We start from the raw sequence: 20,878 nt of genomic DNA on the forward strand, positions 1-20,878 counted from the left end.
CGGTCAGTACGCGCCACGGCCACCGAACACCGCCCGGAAGGTCCGGCCGAGGATGCCCAGGTCCATCAGCAGCGACCGGTTGTCCACATAGTGCAGATCGAGCCGCACCGTCTGTGCCCAGTCCAGGTCCGAGCGGCCACTGACCTGCCACAGACCGGTCAGGCCCGGCTTCACCCGGAGCCGCTGCCAGGCGTCCTGGTCGTAATCGGCGACCTCCTCGCGCAACGGCGGCCGAGGACCGACCAGCGACATGTCCCCGCGAACCACGTTCCACAGTTGCGGCAGCTCGTCCACGGAGAACCGGCGCAGCATCCGCCCCACCGGGGTGATCCGCGGATCGTTGCGCATCTTGAACATCACCTCGTTGCCGTCGCTGTGGGCCAACAGCTCGGCCCGGCGGCGGTCCGCGTCCACGTACATCGTGCGCAGCTTGAACATGGTGAAGGTCGTGCCGTCCCGGCCCGCCCGCTGCTGGGTGTAGAACGGCGAGCCCGCAGATCCGATCCGGACCAGGAGCGCCGCGACGGCCAGCACCGGCAGTGCACCCGCCAGCAGCACACCGCCGAGCACCCGGTCCAGGGCCACCTTGATCGAGTGCTGGGTGCGGCTCGGCCCGATCGCCACGGTGAGCAGCGGGGTTCCGGAGACCGGGCGGACCGCGACCCGGGCCGCCGCCACCTCTTCGATGTTCGGGGCGATCAGCAGCTCCACCCCGCGGCTCTCCACCTCCCAGCAGAACCGGCGTAGCTCGGCCGCCGCCATGCAGGAGGCCGCCACCACCACCACACCCACGCCGTGCTCGGCCACGACGTCCGCCGCCTCGGTGACATCCCCGAGGACGGGCACTCCGGCCCAGCCCGGGGCAGCCCCGTTGACACACAGACCCACCACGTCCAGCCCCTGGTGCGGATCCTGGCGCAGCTGCATGGTCAGGCTGCGCAGATGCTCGGGGTCGCCGACGAGCAGGGTGCGGCGCTGCCACTCCCCGTGCCGGCGGCGCCGGCGGACCAGCGCGCGCTCCAGTGTGCGGGCGAGCAGCACAGCGGTGAGGCTGCCCGCGATCGCCCCGATGACGTAGATCGGCTCGATCGCCACCTCGGCGACGTACAACACCGTGATCAGCAGAGTGGCCCACACCCAGCCGGCCCGGACGATCACCTTGTACTCGTGGCTGCCGGACCCGGTGCGGCGCAGGTCATAGCCGCGGGTGGCGCCGATCAGCAGGGTGAAGGCCATCCCCGCGGCGAGGCCCCCTGCCAGAGCGAGGTCGAGGCCCAGGGCGGATGCCAGGACAACTGCGACGGCCGCCGTCACCAGCAGGAGATCGCCAGCGGCGATCCCCCACTGGTACGCGCGGCTCCATGTACCTTCTGGCCGGATTCTCGAGCGAGCGCCGGATCTCGTCGCGGCCAGTGGGGTGGGAACAGTCGGATCGGGGAGAACAGTTCCACGGAGGGGGCGGTGCGCACGGACGTGAGTGAGGTCCAGCGCCACCGCCCTCACCCCTTCCTTGCAGGTACATAGAGCCGCGCCCGGCGACCAAGGACGAGGTGTCCGGGCTCATCCATTACTCAAACAGAACCCGAGCCGTCAGCACAGAATGAAAGACGGGTGAACAGCGGCTCAGCAGGCCGTACCCCCCAGGGTGAGATCAGGGTGAGGCAGGGTGAGGCAGGGTGAGTCGTCACGCGGTGGGGGTGAGGGGTCACGCGGTGGGCGTGAGGCGTGCGCCGAGACGGTGTGGCGAGTGGGGGGGCGTAGTCGGGTGCGGGCGATCTGGCGCGCTACTGGTCGTTGAGGAAGTCGGCGAGGATGGCGTTGAACGCCTCCGGCTGACACAACGGGGTGGGGTCGTTCGAGTCGGGGACCCGGATCAGATGTGTGCGGGGCACGGCACGTCGGAGTTCTTCCATGAAGGTGAGCGATCGCGGCCAGGAGTTCTCGCCGACGACACCGAGGATCGGATAGTTCGCGGCGTTCAGCGCGGGTGGGTAGTTGACGAGGTTGATCGCGCATCGAGTCTTGAGCGCATCGAGCGGTCTCAGCCGCGTCACGGCCTCGGCAAGGTAGTCGGCGGCGTGCGGCCACCGGCGGTACTGATCTCGCATGAGGCGAGCCAGGGCGGCAGGCGGGAGGAGATTGGAGATCGAGCCGGCGTAGACCGACGCGAGCCACAGCGCTTTGCCCACGGAGGTTGGCCGAGTGTCGCTGTAGGCGTCCACGACGATGAGCCGCTGAACACGCTCTGGATGACGTGCGGCGAAGTGCTGGGCGATGACACCCCCGAAGCTGACCCCGCAGACCGCTGCCTGTTCCTCCGCGAGGTGGGTCAGCAACTGTGCGATGTCATCGGCGATCTGATCACGCACCTGCCACCATCCGCTGATCGGTCCCGATCGACCGACCCCGCGGGCATCGAACACGATCACGCGGTGGTCTTGCGAGAACCTCTCGACCTGAGCCGACCACATCCCGGCTCCGGCGCTGATGGCGTGGATGAGGACCAGTGGGCGACCCCGGCCATGGGTTTCGTAGTAGATCGGCGCGCCACCGGACCAGAAGACTGGCATCAGCGGTCGGCTCCCTCATCGCCGGCGGTAGCCCGGGCGGCGTCCAGCAGGTGTGAGTCGGTGTAGAGGCCGTAGGTGTACAACTCCAGCAGCGGGATCGTGATCCGGCGGGTGACCGCCTCCAGATCGGGGGCGCCATCCAGGAGGCCGCGCAGCTGCCGCTGCATCACCAGCGGCAGGAGACCCTGCAGTGTCACCAGGACCGCGAGCATGCGGGGGTTCTCGTGGGCACGGATGGTGCCCGCTGCGACACCACCTGCGATCCCCTGCTCCGTCTGGGACACGAGCCGTTCGAGCAGCGAGCCCGAGGCCTCTGGGCCCTCGACGAGCATCCGTGCTAGGTAGTTCAGCAGCACTGTCTCTGACCGCGCTGCGTGCAGCCATCGCTGGATAGTGGCCGCAGGGTCGGCGGCGCCCAGTTCATCCTTCGCGTCGAACACCGCGGCGAGGACGTGCTCGTCGCAGGCCCGGCGCAGGTCCGGCTTCGAACCGAAATGGTGAGCGACCAGTGCCGAGCTGACCCCAGCGGCCTCGGCGATCGCGCGAACACTCGCTCCGGCATACCCCCGTTCGGCGAACAGCGCGAGCGCTGCATCGCGAATGCGCGCACGTCGGGTCAGGTCCGTGTCTGGTGCTGAGCGCATGGTCAGCAAACTACACGATCGATCAGTTTTACAGGACGGCAGGTAGCGGCAGTGTTGCGGGCAAAGAGCATCAGGGCACAGGTCTGGGGTGTGCTTTCCATTCCTGGCTGAGCCGGGCGAGCTGGACCACCACGCGTGCGAAGATCTCCGGCTGATGCGCCGTGATGATGTGACCGGCACGCGGGATCTTGACCAGACGCCCATACTGAACGGCGTCGAGGAAGGCACGCTCCTCGATCCGGAAGTGGTCCCAGGTGCCGTTCACCAGCCACACCGGCACCTTGATCCGGGCCAGGTCCTCCAGTGGGTGGACGGCGGCCATCGCGCGCAGCGCCGGCACCATCACCTCGAACGCCACGTCCTCGTTCAGGTCCGCAGCGGAATCTTCACCGAGCACCAGCCGGGCCATCAGGTCGTTCACCGCCCGGCCCTCGTCGGGCAGCTGGGCGAATACCTGGGCGGCGAGCTGGTAGGCCCACAGCGGCAGCCCTCGGGGGCGGACACTGCACGAGGCGGCCAGTACTGCCAGCGGTGGGTTCGCGGTCCGTGCCGCCCAGTTCAGGGAGAGGAAGCCGCCGAGGGAGAGACCGGCGACCACTGCCTCGCCACCGAGTCCGGCCATCCCCTCCTCGATCGCCTCCCGGCATGCGGCGATGGTGAACTCCTCACCCCGCCGGCGCCCGTGCCCGGGCAGATCGATCACCGCGTGGCGGATCCCGGCCCGGTCCAGCAGCGGCTGCACCGGGCGCCACATCGTGCTCGAGCTGCGGATGCCGTGCACGAGCAGAACGGGCGCGGAGTCCATCGCCTCAGTCTACGGACCGCCGGCCCCGCGACCTGCGCCCCGCGAGCTGGCACCCATCGGAATCCACTTCAGACCTCGGAATCCACTTCCACCCGGATTCCGAGGCGCAAGGCGGATTCCGAGCCGGTGGATGTGCGGGGCAGAGCGGACGCACGACGACGGGCCCGGACCGGGAGATCATCCCGGGCCGGGCCGGTCGGTGGCCGACGTTCGACCGGTCAGGTCGGGGTGCGGCGCATCCTCACGAGGAGGAGTACTTACTTCGAGTCGTCCTTGGACGCCTCGGTGTCCTCGGTGTCCTCCGCAGAGGCGGCGGAGGAAGCAGCGGCCTCCGGAGAAGCAGCAGACTCAGCGGCGGCGTCCTCCGGCGAGGCGGCTGACTCAGCCGATTCAGCAGATTGAGCCGACTCAGCGGACTCCGCCGACTCAGCTGCAGCGTCGGTGGCGGCAGCAGTGGCGGCCGCATCCTCCTTGACCGCACGCTTGGTGGCGCCCTCGGCCTCCTTCACCGTGGCCTGCTTCGGGCTGACCGGCTCGGTCACCAGCTCGATGACCGCCATCGGGGCGTTGTCGCCCTTGCGCGGGCCGATCTTGGTGATCCGGGTGTAGCCACCGTGGCGCTCGGACATCGACGGTGCGATGTCGGCGAACAGGGTGTGCACGATGTCCTTGCGGGAGAGCACCGCCATCACCTGGCGGCGCGCGTGCAGGTCACCGCGCTTGGCCTTGGTGATGAGCCGCTCCGCGACCGGACGCAGTCGCTTGGCGCGGGTCTCCGTGGTGCGGATCGCACCGTGCTCGAACAGCGACTGGGCCAGGTTGGCCAGCATCAGGCGTTCGTGCGCCGGTCCGCCACCGAGACGAGGACCCTTCGTGGGCTTAGGCATGATCTTTCCTCAGTTCCTTGTGTGATGGTCCGGCGGCTCAGCTGTACGCGTCGAAGTCGTCGCCGTCGTCGTACGCGCTCGCCACCAGCGACGGGTCGAAGTCCGCGGGGCTGTCCTTGAGCGAGAGGCCCAGGCCGACCAGCTTCTCCTTGACCTCGGTGATGGACTTCGCACCGAAGTTGCGGATGTCGAGCAGGTCCGCTTCGCTCCGGGCGACAAGCTCACCCACGGTGTGGATGCCCTCGCGCTTGAGGCAGTTGTAGGACCGGATCGTCAGGTCGAGCTGCTCGATCGGCAGCGCCAGGTCCTCGGCCAGGGCCGCATCTGTCGGCGACGGGCCGATCTCGATGCCCTCGGCCTCGACGTTCAGCTCGCGGGCCAGCCCGAAGAGCTCCACCAGGGTCTTCCCGGCCGAGGCGAGTGCGTCCCGCGGGTCCATGGACCGCTTGGTCTCCACGTCCACGATCAGCTTGTCGAAGTCGGTGCGCTGCTCCACACGGGTGGCCTCGACCTTGTAGGTGACCTTGAGCACCGGCGAGTAGATCGAGTCGACCGGGATCCGGCCGATCTCGGCGTCGCTGTACTTGTTCTGCGTGGCGGAGACGTACCCACGGCCGCGCTCGACGGTCAGCTCGATCTCGAGCTTGCCCTTGTCGTTGATGGTCGCGATGTGCAGGTCCGGGTTGTGGATCTCCACACCGGCCGGCGGCGTGATGTCCGCAGCGGTGACCGTGCCGGGGCCCTGCTTGCGCAGGTACATCACCACGGGCTCGTCGTTCTCGGAGGAGACGACGACGTTCTTCAGGTTCAGGATGATCTCGGTGACGTCTTCCTTCACACCGGTGATCGTGGAGAACTCGTGCAGCACACCGTCGATGCGGATGCTGGTGACCGCTGCCCCCGGGATGGAGGAGAGCAGGGTGCGGCGCAGCGAGTTGCCGAGGGTGTAGCCGAAGCCAGGCTCGAGCGGCTCGATGACGAACCGGGAGCGGTAATCGTCGACGACATCCTCAGTGAGGGTGGGGCGCTGTGCAATGAGCACGGGATAGTCCTTTCAGCAGGCGTCCGCTATATGACGCCTTGCAAAACCCCTCGGCCATCGGTCCGGACGAGGGGGTCCTACAAAGTTCGCGGGATCAGACCCGGCGGCGCTTCGGCGGGCGGCAGCCGTTGTGCGCCTGCGGCGTCACGTCCTGGATGGAACCGACCTCGAGGCCCGTGGCCGTCAGCGACCGGATCGCGGTCTCCCGGCCGGAACCGGGGCCCTTGACGAACACGTCGACCTTCTTCATGCCGTGCTCCTGCGCCTTACGGGCGGCAGCCTCGGCGGCAAGCTGGGCGGCGAACGGGGTGGACTTGCGCGACCCCTTGAAGCCGACCTGGCCGGAGGATGCCCAGGAGATCACCGCACCGGACGGGTCGGTGATCGAGACGATCGTGTTGTTGAACGTGGACTTGATGTACGCGTTGCCCGCGGAGACATTCTTCTTCTCCTTGCGGCGGGGCTTGCGGGCGCCAGCTGCCTGGCGAGTCTTGGGAGGCATTCGCTTCTCTCTTCTTCGGTGAGGTCGTCGGTCCGCGCGCTGGCGTGCGTCAGCGGACTACTTAGCGGCCGGCCTTCTTCTTGCCGGCGACGGTGCGCTTGGGGCCCTTGCGGGTACGCGCGTTGGTCTTGGTGCGCTGGCCGTGCACCGGCAGGTGACGGCGGTGACGCAGACCCTGGTAGCAGCCGATCTCGACCTTGCGGCGAATATCGGCGGCGATCTCGCGACGCAGGTCACCCTCGAGCTTGTAGGTGCCCTCCAGGTAGTCGCGCAGCTGCACCACCTCGGCGTCGGTCAGGTCCTTGACCCGGACCTCCGGGCTCAGACCGGTGGCGGTCAGGGTCTCCGCGGCGCGGGTCCGCCCCACCCCGAAGATGTAGGTGAGTGCCACCTCGAGCCGCTTGTCGCGGGGGAGGTCGACACCAACGAGTCGTGCCATGAAATTCTCACTCCTGTGAGTTACGGAGGTCTTCCACATCACCGCCCCGCGTGCTGCGGGCCCCGGCCTCCGACCGGGGGTGACCCGCCAGGCGGCGGGTGGTGATGCGCTGGTGCGTCAGCTGACGCTCAGGTGTTGCTCAGCCCTGGCGCTGCTTGTGACGCAGGTTCTCGCAGATCACGCGCACAGTGCCGTGGCGACGGATCACCTTGCACTTCGGGCAGATCTTCTTGACACTCGGCTTGACCTTCATGGATTTCCTTTTCCCGCGCGACGGCGCTCCCGGCAGACTGCCTGGTCGCGTGGACGTGATGGTGGAGGTGGACTACTTGTAGCGGTAGACGATGCGGCCACGGGTCAGGTCGTAGGGGCTCAGCTCGACCACCACCCGGTCCTCGGGGAGGATCCGGATGTAGTGCTGACGCATCTTGCCCGAGATGTGAGCGAGTACCTTGTGACCGTTGCTCAGCTCTACGCGGAACATCGCGTTCGGCAGTGCCTCGACCACGTGGCCCTCGATCTCGATGACCCCGTCCTTCTTAGCCATGTCCTCCGCTAACTGCAGTGCTGTTCTGACATCGGTGCGCATGCGACACACCTCACCCACCCCGACGAGCAAGAGGGACCAACGACCTCACGCGATCGTCGGAAAGGTGAGCACACGACACGCCCAGCGACCTACTCTACGCCACGGACCAGCTTTGACGAAACCCGCCCGGGACGCCAGCCGTGCGGTCTGCCTCACATCTGCAGCTGGTCCGGCGCAGCAGGCAGCAGCCGCAGCTCTCGTGCCCGGTCGACAGCACGCTGGCGGTCATGCACCCCGAGCTTGCGATAGATCGCGCGAAGCTGGCTCTTCACCGTGTTCGCGGAGACGAACAGCCTACTGGCGACGGCGACCACCGGCTGCCCCTCCGCGATCGCCTCCAACACCCGCAGCTCACCCCGGCTGAGCTCGACCACCGGAGCGGGGAGGCCGAACAGGTCCACCTCGTTCAGCAGTGGTGGCTCGCCGAGGAGCTCGCGCATCTGGGGCACCAGAGTGGCGATAGCCTCCAGATCGCCGCGAGGAACCAACAGGTAGGGGCGCACCAGGCCATGGGTATGCGCGATCAGCATGGCGCTGTGCAGGGTGTCGGCCGCCTCCTCGATCCGGTCCAAGCGATGCAGGGCGCAGGCACGCAGGAGGATGATCTCCACCTCGAACCGCGGAAGCAGGCCGTCGGGGTCGGCGTACCCGCCGCCGCGGTCGTGTCCGAGCACCCCGGTGAAGTCTCCGGCGTAGAACGCCAACCGGTGCCGCAGCCACCGCTCCGTCGCATCGGCGGTGCTCTCGGCAAAGGCGAGCAGCTCCCGGCACCGCTCCAGCTGGTGCCCGGCCAGGAACACCGTGGTCAGCACCTTGACCAGCACCGTCCGGGCGAGGGTGTACTCCACCCCCGCGAGTCGATGCAGCCGCAGCTCGAGCATCCTGCTGTGCTCGGGCACCGGCGAGCTGAGATTCAGCTCGCGGGTCACGGCCAAGGCAGTCTCGATCAGTTCCAGTCCCGCGGGCACGGTGATCTCGGCAGGGGGCGGCGGGGTACCGATCGTATACGTCGAGAGGTCCGGCCAGATGTCCTCGTCCGTGAACGTCATCGAGTCCAGAGCAACCAGTTGCTTCGCCACCCGGACCAGGCCGGCAGTCGCCGGAAGATCGTCGCGACAGGTGCGCAGCCACTCCTCAGCCTCGCTCACCGCGCCGGCCATCGCCCGGCCGAAGGCCAGACCCGCGACCGCCTGCTGCGCAACGTCCACTTGACCGAGCGACTCTGCCCGGTCGAGCGCATCCCGCAGCGCTTCTTCGCCGTCGGCGAGCTCACCGGCACCGAGCCGGGCCAGGCCCCACTGCGCCAGTGTGCTCGGCAGCGCCGCACCGACCTCGCCCGGCGGTGGCGGACCGGACATCAGCCCGGCATCGACGGTGGCACCGCTCTGCCGACTGAGCACCCAGGTGCGCGGATCCTCGTCCAGACTGACCGAACCCAGGCTGGCCGCAACCTCGCGAACCAGCTCGGGGTCGTCGGCGAGGCGGAGCCACTCCTGAAGCAGGATGCGTCGGCACCGATCGGCGTCACCGGCGTGCAGCGCATGGCGGAGCGCGCGCGAGATGTCACCCTTCTGCTCGTACCACCGGGACAGTCGCGCGTGCGCCTGCTCCGCAGCCGCCGGATCGAGCTCGGCGTAGCTGGCCGCCAGAGCACTGCGGACCACGGCGGTCAGCCGTCCGTCCTCGCCGGTCAACCCGGCCTCGACGAGCGGGTGCATCGCGGCGGTGAGTCCGACGCTGTACCCCAGCAGCCGGACGATCTCCTCGTCGAGCTCGTCGGCCACCGCCAGCCGCATGGCCGAACCGATCACCTCTCGGATCGACGGGTCCCGAAGCACCACCTGGAGATAGCTGTTGATCACATCGCCACTCTCGCTGGGCCCGGACGGGCCCGCGAACGTGGCGCGGACCAGCGCCGGCCAGCCACCGACCGCCGAGGTGAGCTCGGCGGCCTGCTCGGTAGTCACGTCGGCGCCAAGTTCACCAGCGACCTCGTGCACCTCGACGGCCTGCAACCGCAGGTGCTGCACCCGGAACACCACGCCGTCGGCCTCGATCGGGGCGAGCGTCTCGATCGAGCGCTCGGTCCGGCTGAGTGCCATCACATACAGGCCCCCGATGTGCACCACCGCATCGACCAGGGCTTCGTCCACAGCCGGGTCGCTGACCAGGTGCAGGTTGTCCACGGCGAGCACCAGATCGCGCTCCCGCGCGGCGAGCACCTGGTCGCAGTGGGCGTGGTCGTCCAGGTCCAGGTGCAAGCCCAGGTCAGCCAGTCGTTCGCTGACCAGGTCCCAGAACTGCGCCGCCGTGATCGGCCCGCGCACGCTCACCCAGGCGAACTCGTACTCCGGCCCGAGCGAGCGGAGCCAGGCGGTGGCCGTCGCGGTCTTCCCCCAGCCGCGGGGCGCACGGAACACGGTGATCGGGGCGAGCGAGCCGAACCGGGCAGCCGGCTCGGCGGCGGGGACGAAACCGTGTGGCACCCGGGGCAGGCCGAGCCCGTCTCCTTGTGTTCGCATCATCACGCCTCTCCTCAGCAACACCGCTGGGCCTGAGGCGCGTCGCGTTGACCCGCCGTCAGGTATGGATCATTATACGCCCGACCTTCGCCAAGGCCTGGTTTCGGTTCGAGACGTCCAGCTTTCGATACACGGCACGCATGTGCGTCTTCACCGTGTTCACGGACAGACCGAGCGCATGTGCGATCCCGACCGGCCCGGCGTGCTCCTCCAGCGCGTGCAGCACCTGGGCCTCCCGCACCGTGAGGGTGACCATCGGGATGTCGTCGTCGACCTCCTCGGCGACCTCGGAGGTGGGCAGGTGGTCGGGCCACAGGGACAGGATCGACTCGTCGCCGCCGGCGAGTGCGGTGAACGCATATCGGTGCATCAGGGCGAGCCCTCGGCGCTGACCGGTCTGCCGGGCCCGGGTGATCGCTGCCCGGAATGCCTCCCGCGCCTGCGCGAACCGCCCCGACCGGAGCTCGGCACTGGCGATCACCCCGTGAGCAGCAAGCAGGTACCGCCCGGACGCCGCGCTGCTGTGGATGGCGGTCCGGGCCGCTTCGATCGCCTCCGGGTAGCTCTCCTGGGCCAGCCGCAACCGGGCGATCGCGTTCCAGGTGAAGCCGCGGTGCTCCATCGACTCGGTCACCTCCTGCGCGACCATCAGCATGCCGCCCTCGATCAGTACCTCGACCAACGTCGCGGTGAGCAGGGCTTCCATCAACGAGCCGCGGCGGATGTACCGCAACGCCGAGCGGACCACGTTCGCCTGCCGGACCACCTCCTCGCTGCTGCCCACCCGCATCACGTGCAGGGCACGGATGAACACCGACAACGCCCACAGCTCGTCCCGGTGCCGCGACTCGGCAAGCACCTCCACGGCGGCATCGGCCTCCGGGTGGGCGGCATCCACCAGAGCGAGGGCACGCGCGGAGAGCGCGAGCAGGGCCATCGCGTCTACGGTGCCGTCCTGTTGCACTCGCTCCAGCCAGTCAGCCACCCCGGGTTCGTCCAGCCAGCGCAATGCCTGGTCCGGCTCACCCTGTAGCGCGTGCACCAGCGCGAGACCGGCGGCGCCGAGGTAGCTCTCGGTCTCGCCGTCGGTCATCATCGCCCATGCTCGCGCCTGGGAGAAGGCGTACATCGCCGTATCCAGATCACCCATCAGCAGGCAGGTGGCGCCCCACTGCATCAACAGCAGGAGCTCGTCGTCCCCGGCATCGACCAGCTCGGTGCGGTGCATGGCGATCTCGGCGTTGAAGCTAGCCGACTCCGCCCCTGACCAGACGGGTTTGCCGACCGGACCGGCCACCTCGGACAGATACCGGGTGGCCACCCGCAGGCGCACGTTCTCGGCGACCATCGGCGCAGGGAACATCTGCGCGGCCTGCACCAGCGCCCGTGGCGCAGTGGTCAGCAGCATGCCCCAGTCGCTCTCGATCACGTCCAGTGCCGCGGTCCACTCCCCGGCGTGCACGGCGTGCACCAGCGCCTCGGCGGGATCGTGCCGGCTGGTCGCCAGCCGCATCAGCTCCAGGTGGACCTCGTGCTCCACCTCGGGGCGGGACTCGCGCATCACCCGGATCAGCGCCGCACGGATCGCCGGCGGGTAGGAGTAGGACGGGCCGTCCACGGTGCGGCGCTCGGCGAGCAGTCCGGCGGCGCGGATGTTGCGCAGCATCCGGACCGTGTTCCCCTCGGGGGCGATCATTCGCGCGGTCTCGATGTCGAACTGTTCCGGGATCGCGGTCCGGAGCAGGAACGCGCGCACGTTCTCGAACCGCAGGTCCCGCACCATCGCGCCGATGTAGTTGTCGGCAAAGGTGACCTCGGCCGTGTCCCGGCCGCCGCTGGCTGCTGCCCGTTGCAGGCCAGCCCGGATCGCCGAGGGCCATCCGCCCAGGTCGACGACGATCTGCTCCGCCCGGTCGTGGGTCAGCTGCACCCCGGTGCGGGTCGCGAGCGCGTACACCATGTCGCCGGTGAGCCGCAGCTCGTCCGGGCCGATCACCAAGGTGTCCACCGAGAGCGACCCGACGGTCTCCAGCGCGCGCAGCGTCCGCCCGGCCGCAGCCAGGTAGAGCTGGTCGTTCTGCCGGACCAGGTCCACCAGGGTGTCGTCGATGCTCGCCGCCCCATGCCGCAACCCGGCCTCGTGGTAGTCATCGATGATCACCAACAGCGGTTCGCGCCGCTGCGCCAACCAGGTCGTCACCACCCGCTCGTCGTCGTCAGCCGCCGACGGCGCAGGGTCCAGCTGGCCACCCGCTCTCGCCAAGGCGTCTCGCAGCTGGGCCCAGAACCCTTCTCGTTCGTTCGACTCGGTGGTGAGCGTGGTGTAGACAACCTCGGGCAGGTCCTCGGCCTGGCGCAGCCAGGTCACCACCGCGGAAGTCTTGCCATAGCCGCGCGGGCCGCGCAGGATGCTCAACGGATGCAGCCGGGCGAGCGCCTTCACCAGGTCATCGGCGATCCCGCTCTCCAACGGGATCCGGGGAAGACCGGACACAGATCGCAGTGAACTCTTCATCGTCAGACCCCACGCATGCGCGCCTGCTGCACTGCGGCAACAGGCGCAACCCAACTCGGCATGACGACACCAGGAATGGCTGACTGCCCTTCACTCACGCGACCACCACAGCATGGCGCACTGACCCGATCACCTTCGAGACTACTCCCCAGCGTCGTCCGCTGCTAGGAAACCGGGTATCGGTCCGCACCGCCTCAGGCCAGCGGTACCACCTGCACACCGCGTGCCGCCAGCTCCGCTGCTCCCCCGTCGCGTGCTGTGAGCACCCAGAGCCCGCCGTCGTGCACGGCCACAGTGTGCTCCACGTGCGCGGCTCGGGAGCCGTCCGCACTGACCACGGTCCAGTCGTCCTCGAGCAGCCGGGTGGCTTCATCGCCGCGGGTGAGCATCGGTTCCACCGCCACGCACAGCCCTGGCCGGATCGACGGCCCACGCGGCCTGCGTGCGTAGTTGAACACGTCCGGTGGCTGGTGCATCGCGGTACCGATGCCGTGGCCGGTGTACTCCCGCACGATCCCGTAGTCACCAGCGGCATCCTCCACGGCGGCACCGACATCGCCGAGGCGGCCGCCACCGTCGAGCGCAGCGATACCGGCCCACATCGCGGCCTCCGTGGTCGCGACCAGCTGCTCGTCGGCCGGGTCGACCTGCGCCTCGTCACCAGGCACCACCACGGAGAACGCCGCGTCCCCGTGCCACCCGTCGACCACGGCGCCGGCATCGACGGAAACCACGTCCCCGGCCCGGATCACCTGGTCACCGGGGATGCCGTGCACGATCTCGGAGTTCACCGATACGCAGAGCACTCCGGGGAACCCGTGATAGCCGAGGAAGTTCGACGTGGCCCCGGCGCCCGCCAACACGTCCCGGGCGACGGCATCCAGCTCACCGGTGGTGACTCCGGAGGCGATCGCGGCGCGGACAGCGTCGTGGATATCGGCCACTACCAGCCCGGCCGTGCGCATCCGGCGGATCTGGTCGGGCTGCTTGTACTCGATCCCCCGGCCGAACATCTAGCCGGCCGAGGAGCCCAGAGCGTCAGCAAGGCGCGCGGTGACCTCGTCCACGTCTCCCATCCCGTCCACCTGCACCAGCAGACCGCGGCCCGCGTAGATGCGCACCAGTGGCGCGGTCTGCTCGACGTACACGTCCAGCCGGCGGCGGATCACCGACTCGGTGTCGTCGGCGCGGCCCTGCTCCTCGGCCCGGTTCAACAGCCGGGCGACCACCTCGTCGGTGTCCGCGGTCAGCTCCACCACATGGGTGAGCTCGTGGCCGTTGCCCGTCAGGATCGAGTCCAGCTCGCTGACCTGCGCCTCAGTGCGCGGGTAGCCGTCGAGCAGGAACCCGTCGGCGGCGTCCGGCTCGGCCAGCCGGGCGGCGACCATCTGGTTGGTCACCTCGTCCGGGACGTACTCCCCGGCGTTCATGTACTTCTGTGCCAGCTGGCCCAGCTCGGTTCCCTCCGAGACGTTGGCGCGGAAGATGTCGCCGGTGGAGATCGCCGGGACGCCGAGCCGGGTGGCCAGACGGGCGGCCTGGGTCCCCTTACCTGCTCCGGGCGGGCCAAGGAGGATCAGACGGGTGCTCATCGCAGGAACCCTTCATAGTGACGTTGCTGCAGCTGGGAGTCGATCTGCTTGATCGTGTCCAGCCCGACGCTGACCAGGATCAGCAGCGAGGTGCCGCCGAACGGGATCGAGGTGGACACACCCATGATCTTGAAGGCGATGGTCGGGATCATCGCGACGATCGCGAGGTACAGCGCACCGGCGGTGGTCACGCGGGTGATCACGTGCTGCAGGTACTCGGCCGTGGGCCGGCCGGCGCGGATGCCGGGGATGAATCCGCCGTAGCGCTTCATGTTGTCCGCGACCTCGTCCGGGTTGAACGTGATCGAGGTGTAGAAGAACGCGAAGAAGATGATCAGCAGCACGTAGATCGCGATGTAGATGTTCTGCCCCGGGTTGGAGATGTTCGCGGCGATCCACTGCACCCAGCCCTCGGACTGGTCCCCGAACTGGGCGGCCAGCATCGGCAGCGCCAGCAGCGAGGAGGCGAAGATCACCGGGATCACACCGGACATGTTGATCTTGATCGGGATGTAGGTGCTGGATCCGCCGTACATCCGGCGGCCGACCATCCGCTTGGCGTACTGCACCGGCACCCGGCGCTGGGACTGCTCCACGAACACGATCAGCCCGATCACCACCAGGGAGATGAGGATGAAGATGATCAGCTTGACCAGACCGTTCTCGGCGGCGTTGATCTGCCCGAGGGCGGAAGGGAAGCTGGCCGCGATCGAGGTGAAGATCAGCAGGGACATACCGTTGCCGACACCGCGCTCGGTGATCAGCTCACCCATCCACATGATCAGACCGGTTCCGGCGGTCATGGTGAGGATCATCAGCAGCAGCGTCTTGATCGAGTCGTCCGGGATGATCGGCACGTTGCAGCCGGGGTACAGGTTGCCAGAGTTCGCGACCGTGATGATCGTGGTGGCCTGCAGGATCGCCAGCCCGATGGTCAGGTACCGGGTGTACTGGGTCAGCACGGCCGTGCCGGACTGACCCTCCTTGTGCAGCTCTTCGAAGCGGGGGATCACGACCCGCAGCAGCTGCACGATGATGCTGGCGGTGATGTACGGCATCACCCCGAGGGCGAAGACGGACAGCTGGAGCAGGGCACCGCCACTGAACAGGTTCACCAGCGCCAGCGCGGAGGTGTCCTCCCCCATCGGAGCCGCACAGGTCTGCACGTTGGTGTAGTCGATACCCGGCGTCGGCACGAAGGACCCGAGACGGAAGACCGCCATGATCGCGAGCGTGAAGAGCAGCTTCCGCCGCAGATCCGGCGTACGGAACGCGCGGGCGAATGCGCTGAGCAATGGTCCTCCAGAGAGGGTTTCACGGGACGGTGTGTGCCGGGAGCCACCACGGAGGAGCCCCGGCGAAGAAGTCAGTACGAGTGCTTACGGTACGGCATCAGGCGATGGCGTCGGCGCCGACGCCCGATATGCCAGCGGCGGTGCGGGTCATCGAACCCGCACCGCCGCCCGTGCACTGCTGGCCTGGATCAGGCCTGCTCGACGCTGCCGCCGGCCGCGAGCACCTTCTCCTTGGCCGAGGCGGACACTGCGTCCACCGCCAGGGAGAGCTTGACGCTCACGTCGCCGGTGCCGAGCACCTTGACGGGGTGTCCGGCGCGAACCGCACCCTTGTCCACCAGGTCCGCCACGGTGACGTCGCCACCCTCGGGGTAGAGCGCGGTGAGCTTGTCCAGGTTCACCACCTGGTACTCGGTGCGGAACTTGTTCTTGAAACCGCGCAGCTTGGGCAGCCGCATGTGCAGCGGCGTCTGGCCACCCTCGAACCGGGCGGGCACCTGGTACCGGGCCTTGGTGCCCTTGGTACCGCGACCGGCTGTCTTACCCTTGGATCCCTCACCGCGACCCACACGGGTCTTCGCGGTACGAGCGCCGGGTGCCGGGCGCAGATGGTGCACCTTCAACGGGCTCAGCCCGTCGGTGTCCTTCTCCTGCTCAGCCATGTTCAGTCGACCTCCTCGACGGTGACGAGGTGCGCCACCGTGGTGACCATGCCGCGAATCTCGGGCCGGTCCTCCTTGACGACAGTGTCGCCAATACGCTTCAGCCCGAGCGAACGCAGCGTGTCGCGCTGGTTCTGCTTGCCGCCGATGGCGGACTTCTTCTGGGTGACCTTGAGCTCGCTCATGAGGCCGCCCCCGTCTTCTGCTCCGTCTTCTCCGCTGCTTCGGCGCGACCCTCGGCCTGCGCGCGCAGCAGGGCTGCCGGAGCCACGTGGTCCAGCGGCAGCCCGCGACGGGCAGCCACAGCCTCCGGCTGCTCCAGCCCCTTCAGGGCGGCCACCGTGGCGTGCACGATGTTGATCGCGTTCTCCGAGCCGAGAGACTTGCTCAGCACGTCGTGGATTCCCGCGCAGTCCAGCACCGCACGCACCGGACCACCGGCGATAACACCGGTACCCGGGGACGCCGGACGCAGCAGCACGACGCCGGCAGCGTCCTCGCCCTGCACCCGGTGCGGGATGGTCTTGCGGATCATCGGAACCTTGAAGAAGTTCTTCTTCGCCTCTTCCACGCCCTTAGCGATGGCCGCGGGTACTTCCTTGGCCTTGCCGTAGCCGACGCCGACGGTGCCCTCACCGTCGCCGACCACCACGAGGGCGGTGAAGGAGAACCGGCGGCCACCCTTGACCACCTTCGACACGCGGTTGATCGTGACCACGCGCTCGACGTAGGTGTTGCGGTCGTTGTCGCGACGGTTGTCCCGGCGGTTGTCGCCGCCACGGCGGTCGCGACGATCGTTGCTGCGCTCGCCGCCGCCGGACGTCGCGCTGGTGCGCTGCGGTGCAGCCATCATGCGATCCTTTGTTCGTTGGTCTGCTGGACTCCGGTCACAGGGACAGCCCTCCCTCGCGGGCGCCGTCGGCCACTGCGGCCACACGTCCGTGGTACTTGTTGCCCCCGCGGTCGAACACCACGACCTCCAGGCCCTTGGCCTTCGCGCGCTCGGCGACCAGCTCGCCGACCTGGCGTGCCTTGGCGGTCTTGTCCGCCTCGGCGCTGCGCAGATCCGCCTCCAGCGTGGAAGCCGAGGCCAGGGTGGTGCCGGTGGTGTCGTCGATCACCTGCGCCACGATGTGCCGCGCGGAGCGGTTGACCACCAGGCGCGGGCGGGTGGCAGTGCCGGTGATCCGCTTGCGTACGCGGAGGTGACGGCGGGACCGCGCGTTGCGCTTCCCGGTTCCCTTGATGGAAACAGCCATGGCTACTTACCAGCCTTTCCGACCTTGCGGCGGACCTGCTCGCCCGCGTACCGCACACCCTTGCCCTTGTACGGCTCCGGCTTGCGGATCTTGCGAATATTGGCAGCGACCTCGCCGACCTGCTGCTTGTCGATGCCGGAGACGGAGAACTTCGTGGCCGACTCCACTGCGAAGGTGATGCCCTCCGGAGCGGTCACCGACACCGGGTGGGAGAAGCCGAGGGCGAACTCCAGGTTCGACCCCTTGGCCAGCACCCGGTAACCGGTGCCGACGATCTCGAGCTTCTTCTCGTAGCCCTGGGTGACACCCTGGACCAGATTGGACAACAGCGTGCGGGTCAGCCCGTGCAGGGCCCGCGACTCGCGGGCCTCGTCCGGACGGTTGACCACGATGGCGCCGTCGTCGTCGCGGACGACGGTGATCGGTGCCGGGACGACGTGCTCGAGGGTCCCCTTGGGACCCTTGACGGTCACCGTGGCACCGGAGATGGTGACGTCGACGCCGCTGGGCACGGCGACCGGGATCTTGCCGATTCGTGACATGAGTGTGGCTCCTTTCGATCCCTCGATCACCAGACGTAGGCGAGGACTTCCCCACCCACGCCCTTCTTGGCTGCCTGCCGGTCGGTGAGCAGGCCGGAGGACGTGGACAGGATCGCCACGCCCAGGCCGCCAAGCACCCTCGGCAGGTTGGTCGACTTCGCGTACACCCGCAGTCCGGGCTTGGACACCCGACGGACTCCGGCGATCGAGCGCTCCCGGCTCGGGCCGAACTTCAGGTCCAGGTGCAGCGTCTTGCCCACCTCAGCATCGGCAACCGACCAGCCGGTGATGTACCCCTCGGCCTGGAGGATCTCTGCGATGTGGGACTTCAACTTCGAGTACGGCATAGTCACCGTCTCGTGGTACGCCGAGTTCGCGTTGCGCAGGCGCGTCAACATGTCGGCGATCGGGTCTGTCATTGTCATTGCGGGCTCATGCCCTTCCTCGTCGCGGTTTCCTCATCGGACCTGCGACGTAGTCGATTTACCAGCTGCTCTTGGTCACGCCGGGAAGCTGACCCGCCAGGGCCATGTCCCGCAGGCAGACGCGGCACAGGCCGAACTTGCGGTAGACCGAGTGCGGACGGCCGCACTTCTGGCACCGGGTGTAGCTCCGGACCTTGAACTTCGGCTTACGCGCGGCCTTGTTGATCAGAGCGGTCTTCGCCATCTCAGTTCTCCTTGAACGGGAAGCCGAGCCGGCGCAGCAGCGAACGGCCCTCGTCGTCGTTGGTCGCCGTGGTCACCACGGTGATGTCCATCCCGCGGACCCGGTCGATCTTGTCCTGGTCGATCTCGTGGAACATCGACTGCTCGGTCAGGCCGAAGGTGTAGTTCCCGTTCCCGTCGAACTGCTTGGGCGAGAGACCACGGAAGTCGCGGATCCGCGGCAGCGCGAAGCTGAGCAGACGTTCGGCGAACTCCCACATCCGGTCCCCGCGCAGGGTGGCGTGGGTACCGATCGGCTGGCCCTCGCGCAGCTTGAACTGCGCGATCGACTTGCGCGCACGGGTCACCAGGGGCTTCTGCCCGGTGATCGCGGCGAGGTCGCGCACGGCGCCCTCGATCAGCTTGGAGTCGCGAGCGGCGTCCCCCACGCCCATGTTCACCACGATCTTGACCAGACCGGGCACCTGGTGCACGTTGGTGTAGCCGAACTCCTCACGCAGCGCGGGGAGGATCTCCTCGCGGTACTTCGCCTTCAGCCGCGGGGCGGCCGAGGGCGCACTCGTTTCGGTTGCTGTGCTCATCACACGTCCTTACCGGAGCGCTTGGCCACGCGGACCCGGGTGTTCCGGGTGCGTCCGTCGCGCTCGACTTCCTCGGTGCGGTACCCGACCCGGGTGCCCTTCTTGGTCTCGGGGTCCACCAGCATCACGTTGCTGACGTGGATGGATGCCTCGATGGTCTCGATGCCGCCGCTGCTTCCGCCCCGCTGGTTCTGTGACACCTTGGTGTGCCGCTGGACGCGCTGGACACCCTCGACGATCACTCGGTCGCGGTCGGTGAGGACCTCGAGAATCCGGCCCTGCTGCCCCTTGTCGCGACCGGCGATGACGACCACCAGGTCGCCCTTCTTGATCTTTGCCATGGTTACAGCACCTCCGGTGCGAGCGAGACGATGCGCATGAACCGCTTGTCCCGCAGCTCACGGCCGACAGGGCCGAAGATGCGGGTGCCGCGCGGTTCGCCGTCGTTCTTCAGGATCACGGCTGCGTTCTCATCGAACCGGATGTACGAACCGTCCGGACGACGGCGCTCCTTGCGGGTGCGCACGATGACCGCCTTGACGATCTCGCCCTTCTTCACGTTCCCGCCGGGGATCGCATCCTTCACGGTGGCGACGATGGTGTCGCCAATGCCGGCGTAGCGACGTCCGGAGCCGCCGAGCACACGCACGCAAAGGATCTCCTTCGCGCCCGTGTTGTCGGCGACCTTCAGTCGCGACTCCTGCTGGATCATTCGATCTACTCCTGTCGTCGTGCCGGTTCTCGCCTCTCAGCGAGCCTGGCCGAACGGATGGTTGTCTTCTCCTCCGGTCCACCCACGCGGGTGGACTGGATCACTTGGCCTTTTCGAGGACCTCGACGATGCGCCAGCGCTTGGTGGCTGACAGCGGCCGAGTCTCCATGATCGACACGAGGTCGCCCACGCCGACGGCGTTGGTCTCGTCGTGCGCCTTGACCTTGTTGGTGCGTCGCAGAACCTTGCCGTAGAGCGGGTGCTTGACCCGGTCCTCGACCTCGACCACGACGGTCTTGTCCATCTTGTCGCTGACCACGTAGCCGCGGCGGGCCTTGCGGATGTTCCGCTCAGCGGCGGGCTTCTCGATGCTCATCGCTACCTTCTCGTTCACTTCGCCTCGGCGGTCGGCGCGCTGCGAATGTGCAGCTCGCGCTCCCGCAGGATCGTGTAGATGCGGGCGATGTCGCGCCGCACGGTCTTCAGCCGGCCGTGATCCTCGAGCTGGCCGGTGGCAGAGGAGAACCGCAGGTTGAACAGCTCCTGCTTGGCCTTCTTCAGCTCAGCGGCCAGGCGCTCGTTGTCCATCCCGTCCAAATCGGCAGGCATGAGGTCCTTGGACCCGATAGCCATCAGATGTCACCACCCTCACGAGAGATGAAACGCGTCTTCATGGGAAGCTTGTGCTGGGCACGCCGGAGCGCTTCCCGAGCCAGCTCTTCGTCGACACCGCCGAGCTCGAACATCACTCGACCGGGCTTGACGTTGGCTACCCACCACTCGGGGGAGCCCTTACCGGAACCCATCCGGGTCTCGGCCGGCTTCTTGGTCAGCGGACGGTCCGGGAAGATGTTGATCCACACCTTTCCGCCACGCTTGATGTGCCGGGTCATGGCGATACGGGCCGCCTCGATCTGCCGGTTGGTCACGTAGGCACGCTCGAGCGCCTGGATGCCGTAGTCACCGAAAGCGACTGTGGTGCCGCCCTTGGCGATACCGCTGCGCTTCGGGTGGTGCTGCTTGCGGTGCTTGGTGCGCCGGGGGATGAGCAT

28 protein-coding genes are annotated in these 20,878 nt (G+C 68.0%); all 28 read right to left on the minus strand.

Annotated features, from left to right (window positions below):
- Positions 1-3: 3 nt before the first annotated feature.
- Complete coding sequence (locus tag FU260_RS19355) at positions 4-1,314, minus strand: sugar transferase (RefSeq protein WP_147918531.1); 1,311 nt, start codon at positions 1,312-1,314, stop codon at positions 4-6.
- A gap of 470 nt (positions 1,315-1,784) precedes the next feature.
- Positions 1,785-2,570, minus strand: coding sequence for an alpha/beta fold hydrolase (locus FU260_RS19360; RefSeq protein WP_147918532.1), 786 nt, complete (start codon positions 2,568-2,570; stop codon positions 1,785-1,787).
- Positions 2,570-3,214: a TetR/AcrR family transcriptional regulator gene (locus tag FU260_RS19365; protein ID WP_168211869.1), complete on the minus strand. Its 645-nt coding sequence runs from the start codon at positions 3,212-3,214 to the stop codon at positions 2,570-2,572. The genes FU260_RS19360 and FU260_RS19365 overlap by 1 nt, the downstream gene beginning before the upstream one ends.
- Positions 3,215-3,284: 70 nt before the next feature.
- Positions 3,285-4,019: an alpha/beta fold hydrolase gene (locus FU260_RS19370; protein ID WP_147918534.1), complete on the minus strand. Its 735-nt coding sequence runs from the start codon at positions 4,017-4,019 to the stop codon at positions 3,285-3,287.
- A gap of 257 nt (positions 4,020-4,276) precedes the next feature.
- The gene (rplQ, locus tag FU260_RS19375) at positions 4,277-4,906 is read right to left on the minus strand and encodes a 50S ribosomal protein L17 (RefSeq protein WP_147918535.1); all 630 of its coding nucleotides are present in this window, start codon (positions 4,904-4,906) and stop codon (positions 4,277-4,279) included.
- Between the two features lie 37 nt (positions 4,907-4,943).
- Positions 4,944-5,948, minus strand: coding sequence for a DNA-directed RNA polymerase subunit alpha (locus FU260_RS19380; protein ID WP_147918536.1), 1,005 nt, complete (start codon positions 5,946-5,948; stop codon positions 4,944-4,946).
- A gap of 94 nt (positions 5,949-6,042) precedes the next feature.
- Positions 6,043-6,450, minus strand: a complete 408-nt coding sequence (rpsK, locus tag FU260_RS19385) for a 30S ribosomal protein S11 (RefSeq protein WP_147918537.1) — start codon at positions 6,448-6,450, stop codon at positions 6,043-6,045.
- 61 nt (positions 6,451-6,511) lie between these two features.
- Positions 6,512-6,889 (minus strand): 30S ribosomal protein S13, encoded by a 378-nt coding sequence (gene rpsM, locus FU260_RS19390; protein WP_147918538.1) that lies wholly within the window; start codon positions 6,887-6,889, stop codon positions 6,512-6,514.
- 139 nt (positions 6,890-7,028) lie between these two features.
- Positions 7,029-7,142, minus strand: a complete 114-nt coding sequence (rpmJ, locus tag FU260_RS19395; RefSeq protein ID WP_147918539.1) for a 50S ribosomal protein L36 — start codon at positions 7,140-7,142, stop codon at positions 7,029-7,031.
- Between the two features lie 72 nt (positions 7,143-7,214).
- Positions 7,215-7,436, minus strand: a complete 222-nt coding sequence (gene infA, locus FU260_RS19400; protein ID WP_022917277.1) for a translation initiation factor IF-1 — start codon at positions 7,434-7,436, stop codon at positions 7,215-7,217.
- Positions 7,437-7,630: 194 nt separating this feature from the next.
- Positions 7,631-10,003 carry a helix-turn-helix transcriptional regulator gene (locus FU260_RS19405; protein ID WP_147918540.1) on the minus strand — a complete coding sequence of 791 codons (2,373 nt, stop codon included), beginning with the start codon at positions 10,001-10,003 and terminating at the stop codon, positions 7,631-7,633.
- Between the two features lie 55 nt (positions 10,004-10,058).
- Positions 10,059-12,494, minus strand: a complete 2,436-nt coding sequence (locus tag FU260_RS19410; RefSeq protein WP_147918541.1) for a helix-turn-helix transcriptional regulator — start codon at positions 12,492-12,494, stop codon at positions 10,059-10,061.
- A gap of 215 nt (positions 12,495-12,709) precedes the next feature.
- A complete protein-coding gene (gene map / locus FU260_RS19415; RefSeq protein ID WP_147918542.1) occupies positions 12,710-13,528 on the minus strand; it encodes a type I methionyl aminopeptidase in 819 nt (272 codons plus the stop codon).
- Positions 13,529-14,107, minus strand: coding sequence for an adenylate kinase (locus FU260_RS19420; RefSeq protein ID WP_147918543.1), 579 nt, complete (start codon positions 14,105-14,107; stop codon positions 13,529-13,531).
- Positions 14,104-15,402, minus strand: coding sequence for a preprotein translocase subunit SecY (gene secY, locus FU260_RS19425; protein ID WP_147918544.1), 1,299 nt, complete (start codon positions 15,400-15,402; stop codon positions 14,104-14,106). The genes FU260_RS19420 and secY overlap by 4 nt, the downstream gene beginning before the upstream one ends.
- Positions 15,403-15,590: 188 nt before the next feature.
- Complete coding sequence (gene rplO / locus FU260_RS19430) at positions 15,591-16,064, minus strand: 50S ribosomal protein L15 (RefSeq protein WP_147918545.1); 474 nt, start codon at positions 16,062-16,064, stop codon at positions 15,591-15,593.
- 2 nt (positions 16,065-16,066) lie between these two features.
- On the minus strand, positions 16,067-16,249 hold the full coding sequence (gene rpmD / locus FU260_RS19435) for a 50S ribosomal protein L30 (protein WP_147918546.1): 183 nt from the start codon (positions 16,247-16,249) through the stop codon (positions 16,067-16,069).
- A complete protein-coding gene (gene rpsE / locus FU260_RS19440) occupies positions 16,246-16,914 on the minus strand; it encodes a 30S ribosomal protein S5 (protein ID WP_147918547.1) in 669 nt (222 codons plus the stop codon). The genes rpmD and rpsE overlap by 4 nt, the downstream gene beginning before the upstream one ends.
- 37 nt (positions 16,915-16,951) lie before the next feature.
- Positions 16,952-17,323, minus strand: a complete 372-nt coding sequence (rplR, locus tag FU260_RS19445; RefSeq protein ID WP_147918548.1) for a 50S ribosomal protein L18 — start codon at positions 17,321-17,323, stop codon at positions 16,952-16,954.
- A gap of 2 nt (positions 17,324-17,325) precedes the next feature.
- Positions 17,326-17,865 carry a 50S ribosomal protein L6 gene (gene rplF, locus FU260_RS19450; RefSeq protein ID WP_147918549.1) on the minus strand — a complete coding sequence of 180 codons (540 nt, stop codon included), beginning with the start codon at positions 17,863-17,865 and terminating at the stop codon, positions 17,326-17,328.
- 26 nt (positions 17,866-17,891) lie between these two features.
- The gene (rpsH, locus tag FU260_RS19455; protein ID WP_147918550.1) at positions 17,892-18,290 is read right to left on the minus strand and encodes a 30S ribosomal protein S8; all 399 of its coding nucleotides are present in this window, start codon (positions 18,288-18,290) and stop codon (positions 17,892-17,894) included.
- Positions 18,291-18,348: 58 nt separating this feature from the next.
- Positions 18,349-18,534, minus strand: a complete 186-nt coding sequence (locus tag FU260_RS19460) for a type Z 30S ribosomal protein S14 (RefSeq protein ID WP_147918551.1) — start codon at positions 18,532-18,534, stop codon at positions 18,349-18,351.
- A 1-nt stretch (position 18,535) separates the two neighbouring features.
- On the minus strand, positions 18,536-19,114 hold the full coding sequence (gene rplE, locus FU260_RS19465; protein WP_147918552.1) for a 50S ribosomal protein L5: 579 nt from the start codon (positions 19,112-19,114) through the stop codon (positions 18,536-18,538).
- Complete coding sequence (gene rplX / locus FU260_RS19470) at positions 19,114-19,455, minus strand: 50S ribosomal protein L24 (RefSeq protein WP_147918553.1); 342 nt, start codon at positions 19,453-19,455, stop codon at positions 19,114-19,116. The genes rplE and rplX overlap by 1 nt, the downstream gene beginning before the upstream one ends.
- Before the next feature lie 2 nt (positions 19,456-19,457).
- The gene (rplN, locus tag FU260_RS19475) at positions 19,458-19,826 is read right to left on the minus strand and encodes a 50S ribosomal protein L14 (protein ID WP_147918554.1); all 369 of its coding nucleotides are present in this window, start codon (positions 19,824-19,826) and stop codon (positions 19,458-19,460) included.
- Between the two features lie 100 nt (positions 19,827-19,926).
- Positions 19,927-20,202, minus strand: a complete 276-nt coding sequence (gene rpsQ / locus FU260_RS19480; RefSeq protein WP_147918555.1) for a 30S ribosomal protein S17 — start codon at positions 20,200-20,202, stop codon at positions 19,927-19,929.
- A 14-nt stretch (positions 20,203-20,216) separates the two neighbouring features.
- Positions 20,217-20,459, minus strand: coding sequence for a 50S ribosomal protein L29 (rpmC, locus tag FU260_RS19485; RefSeq protein WP_147918556.1), 243 nt, complete (start codon positions 20,457-20,459; stop codon positions 20,217-20,219).
- Positions 20,459-20,878 (minus strand): 50S ribosomal protein L16, encoded by a 420-nt coding sequence (gene rplP / locus FU260_RS19490; protein WP_147918557.1) that lies wholly within the window; start codon positions 20,876-20,878, stop codon positions 20,459-20,461. Before rplP ends, rpmC begins: the two co-directional genes overlap by 1 nt.

Source organism: Ruania zhangjianzhongii (assembly GCF_008000995.1).
GTDB classification, from domain to species: domain Bacteria; phylum Actinomycetota; class Actinomycetes; order Actinomycetales; family Beutenbergiaceae; genus Ruania; species Ruania zhangjianzhongii.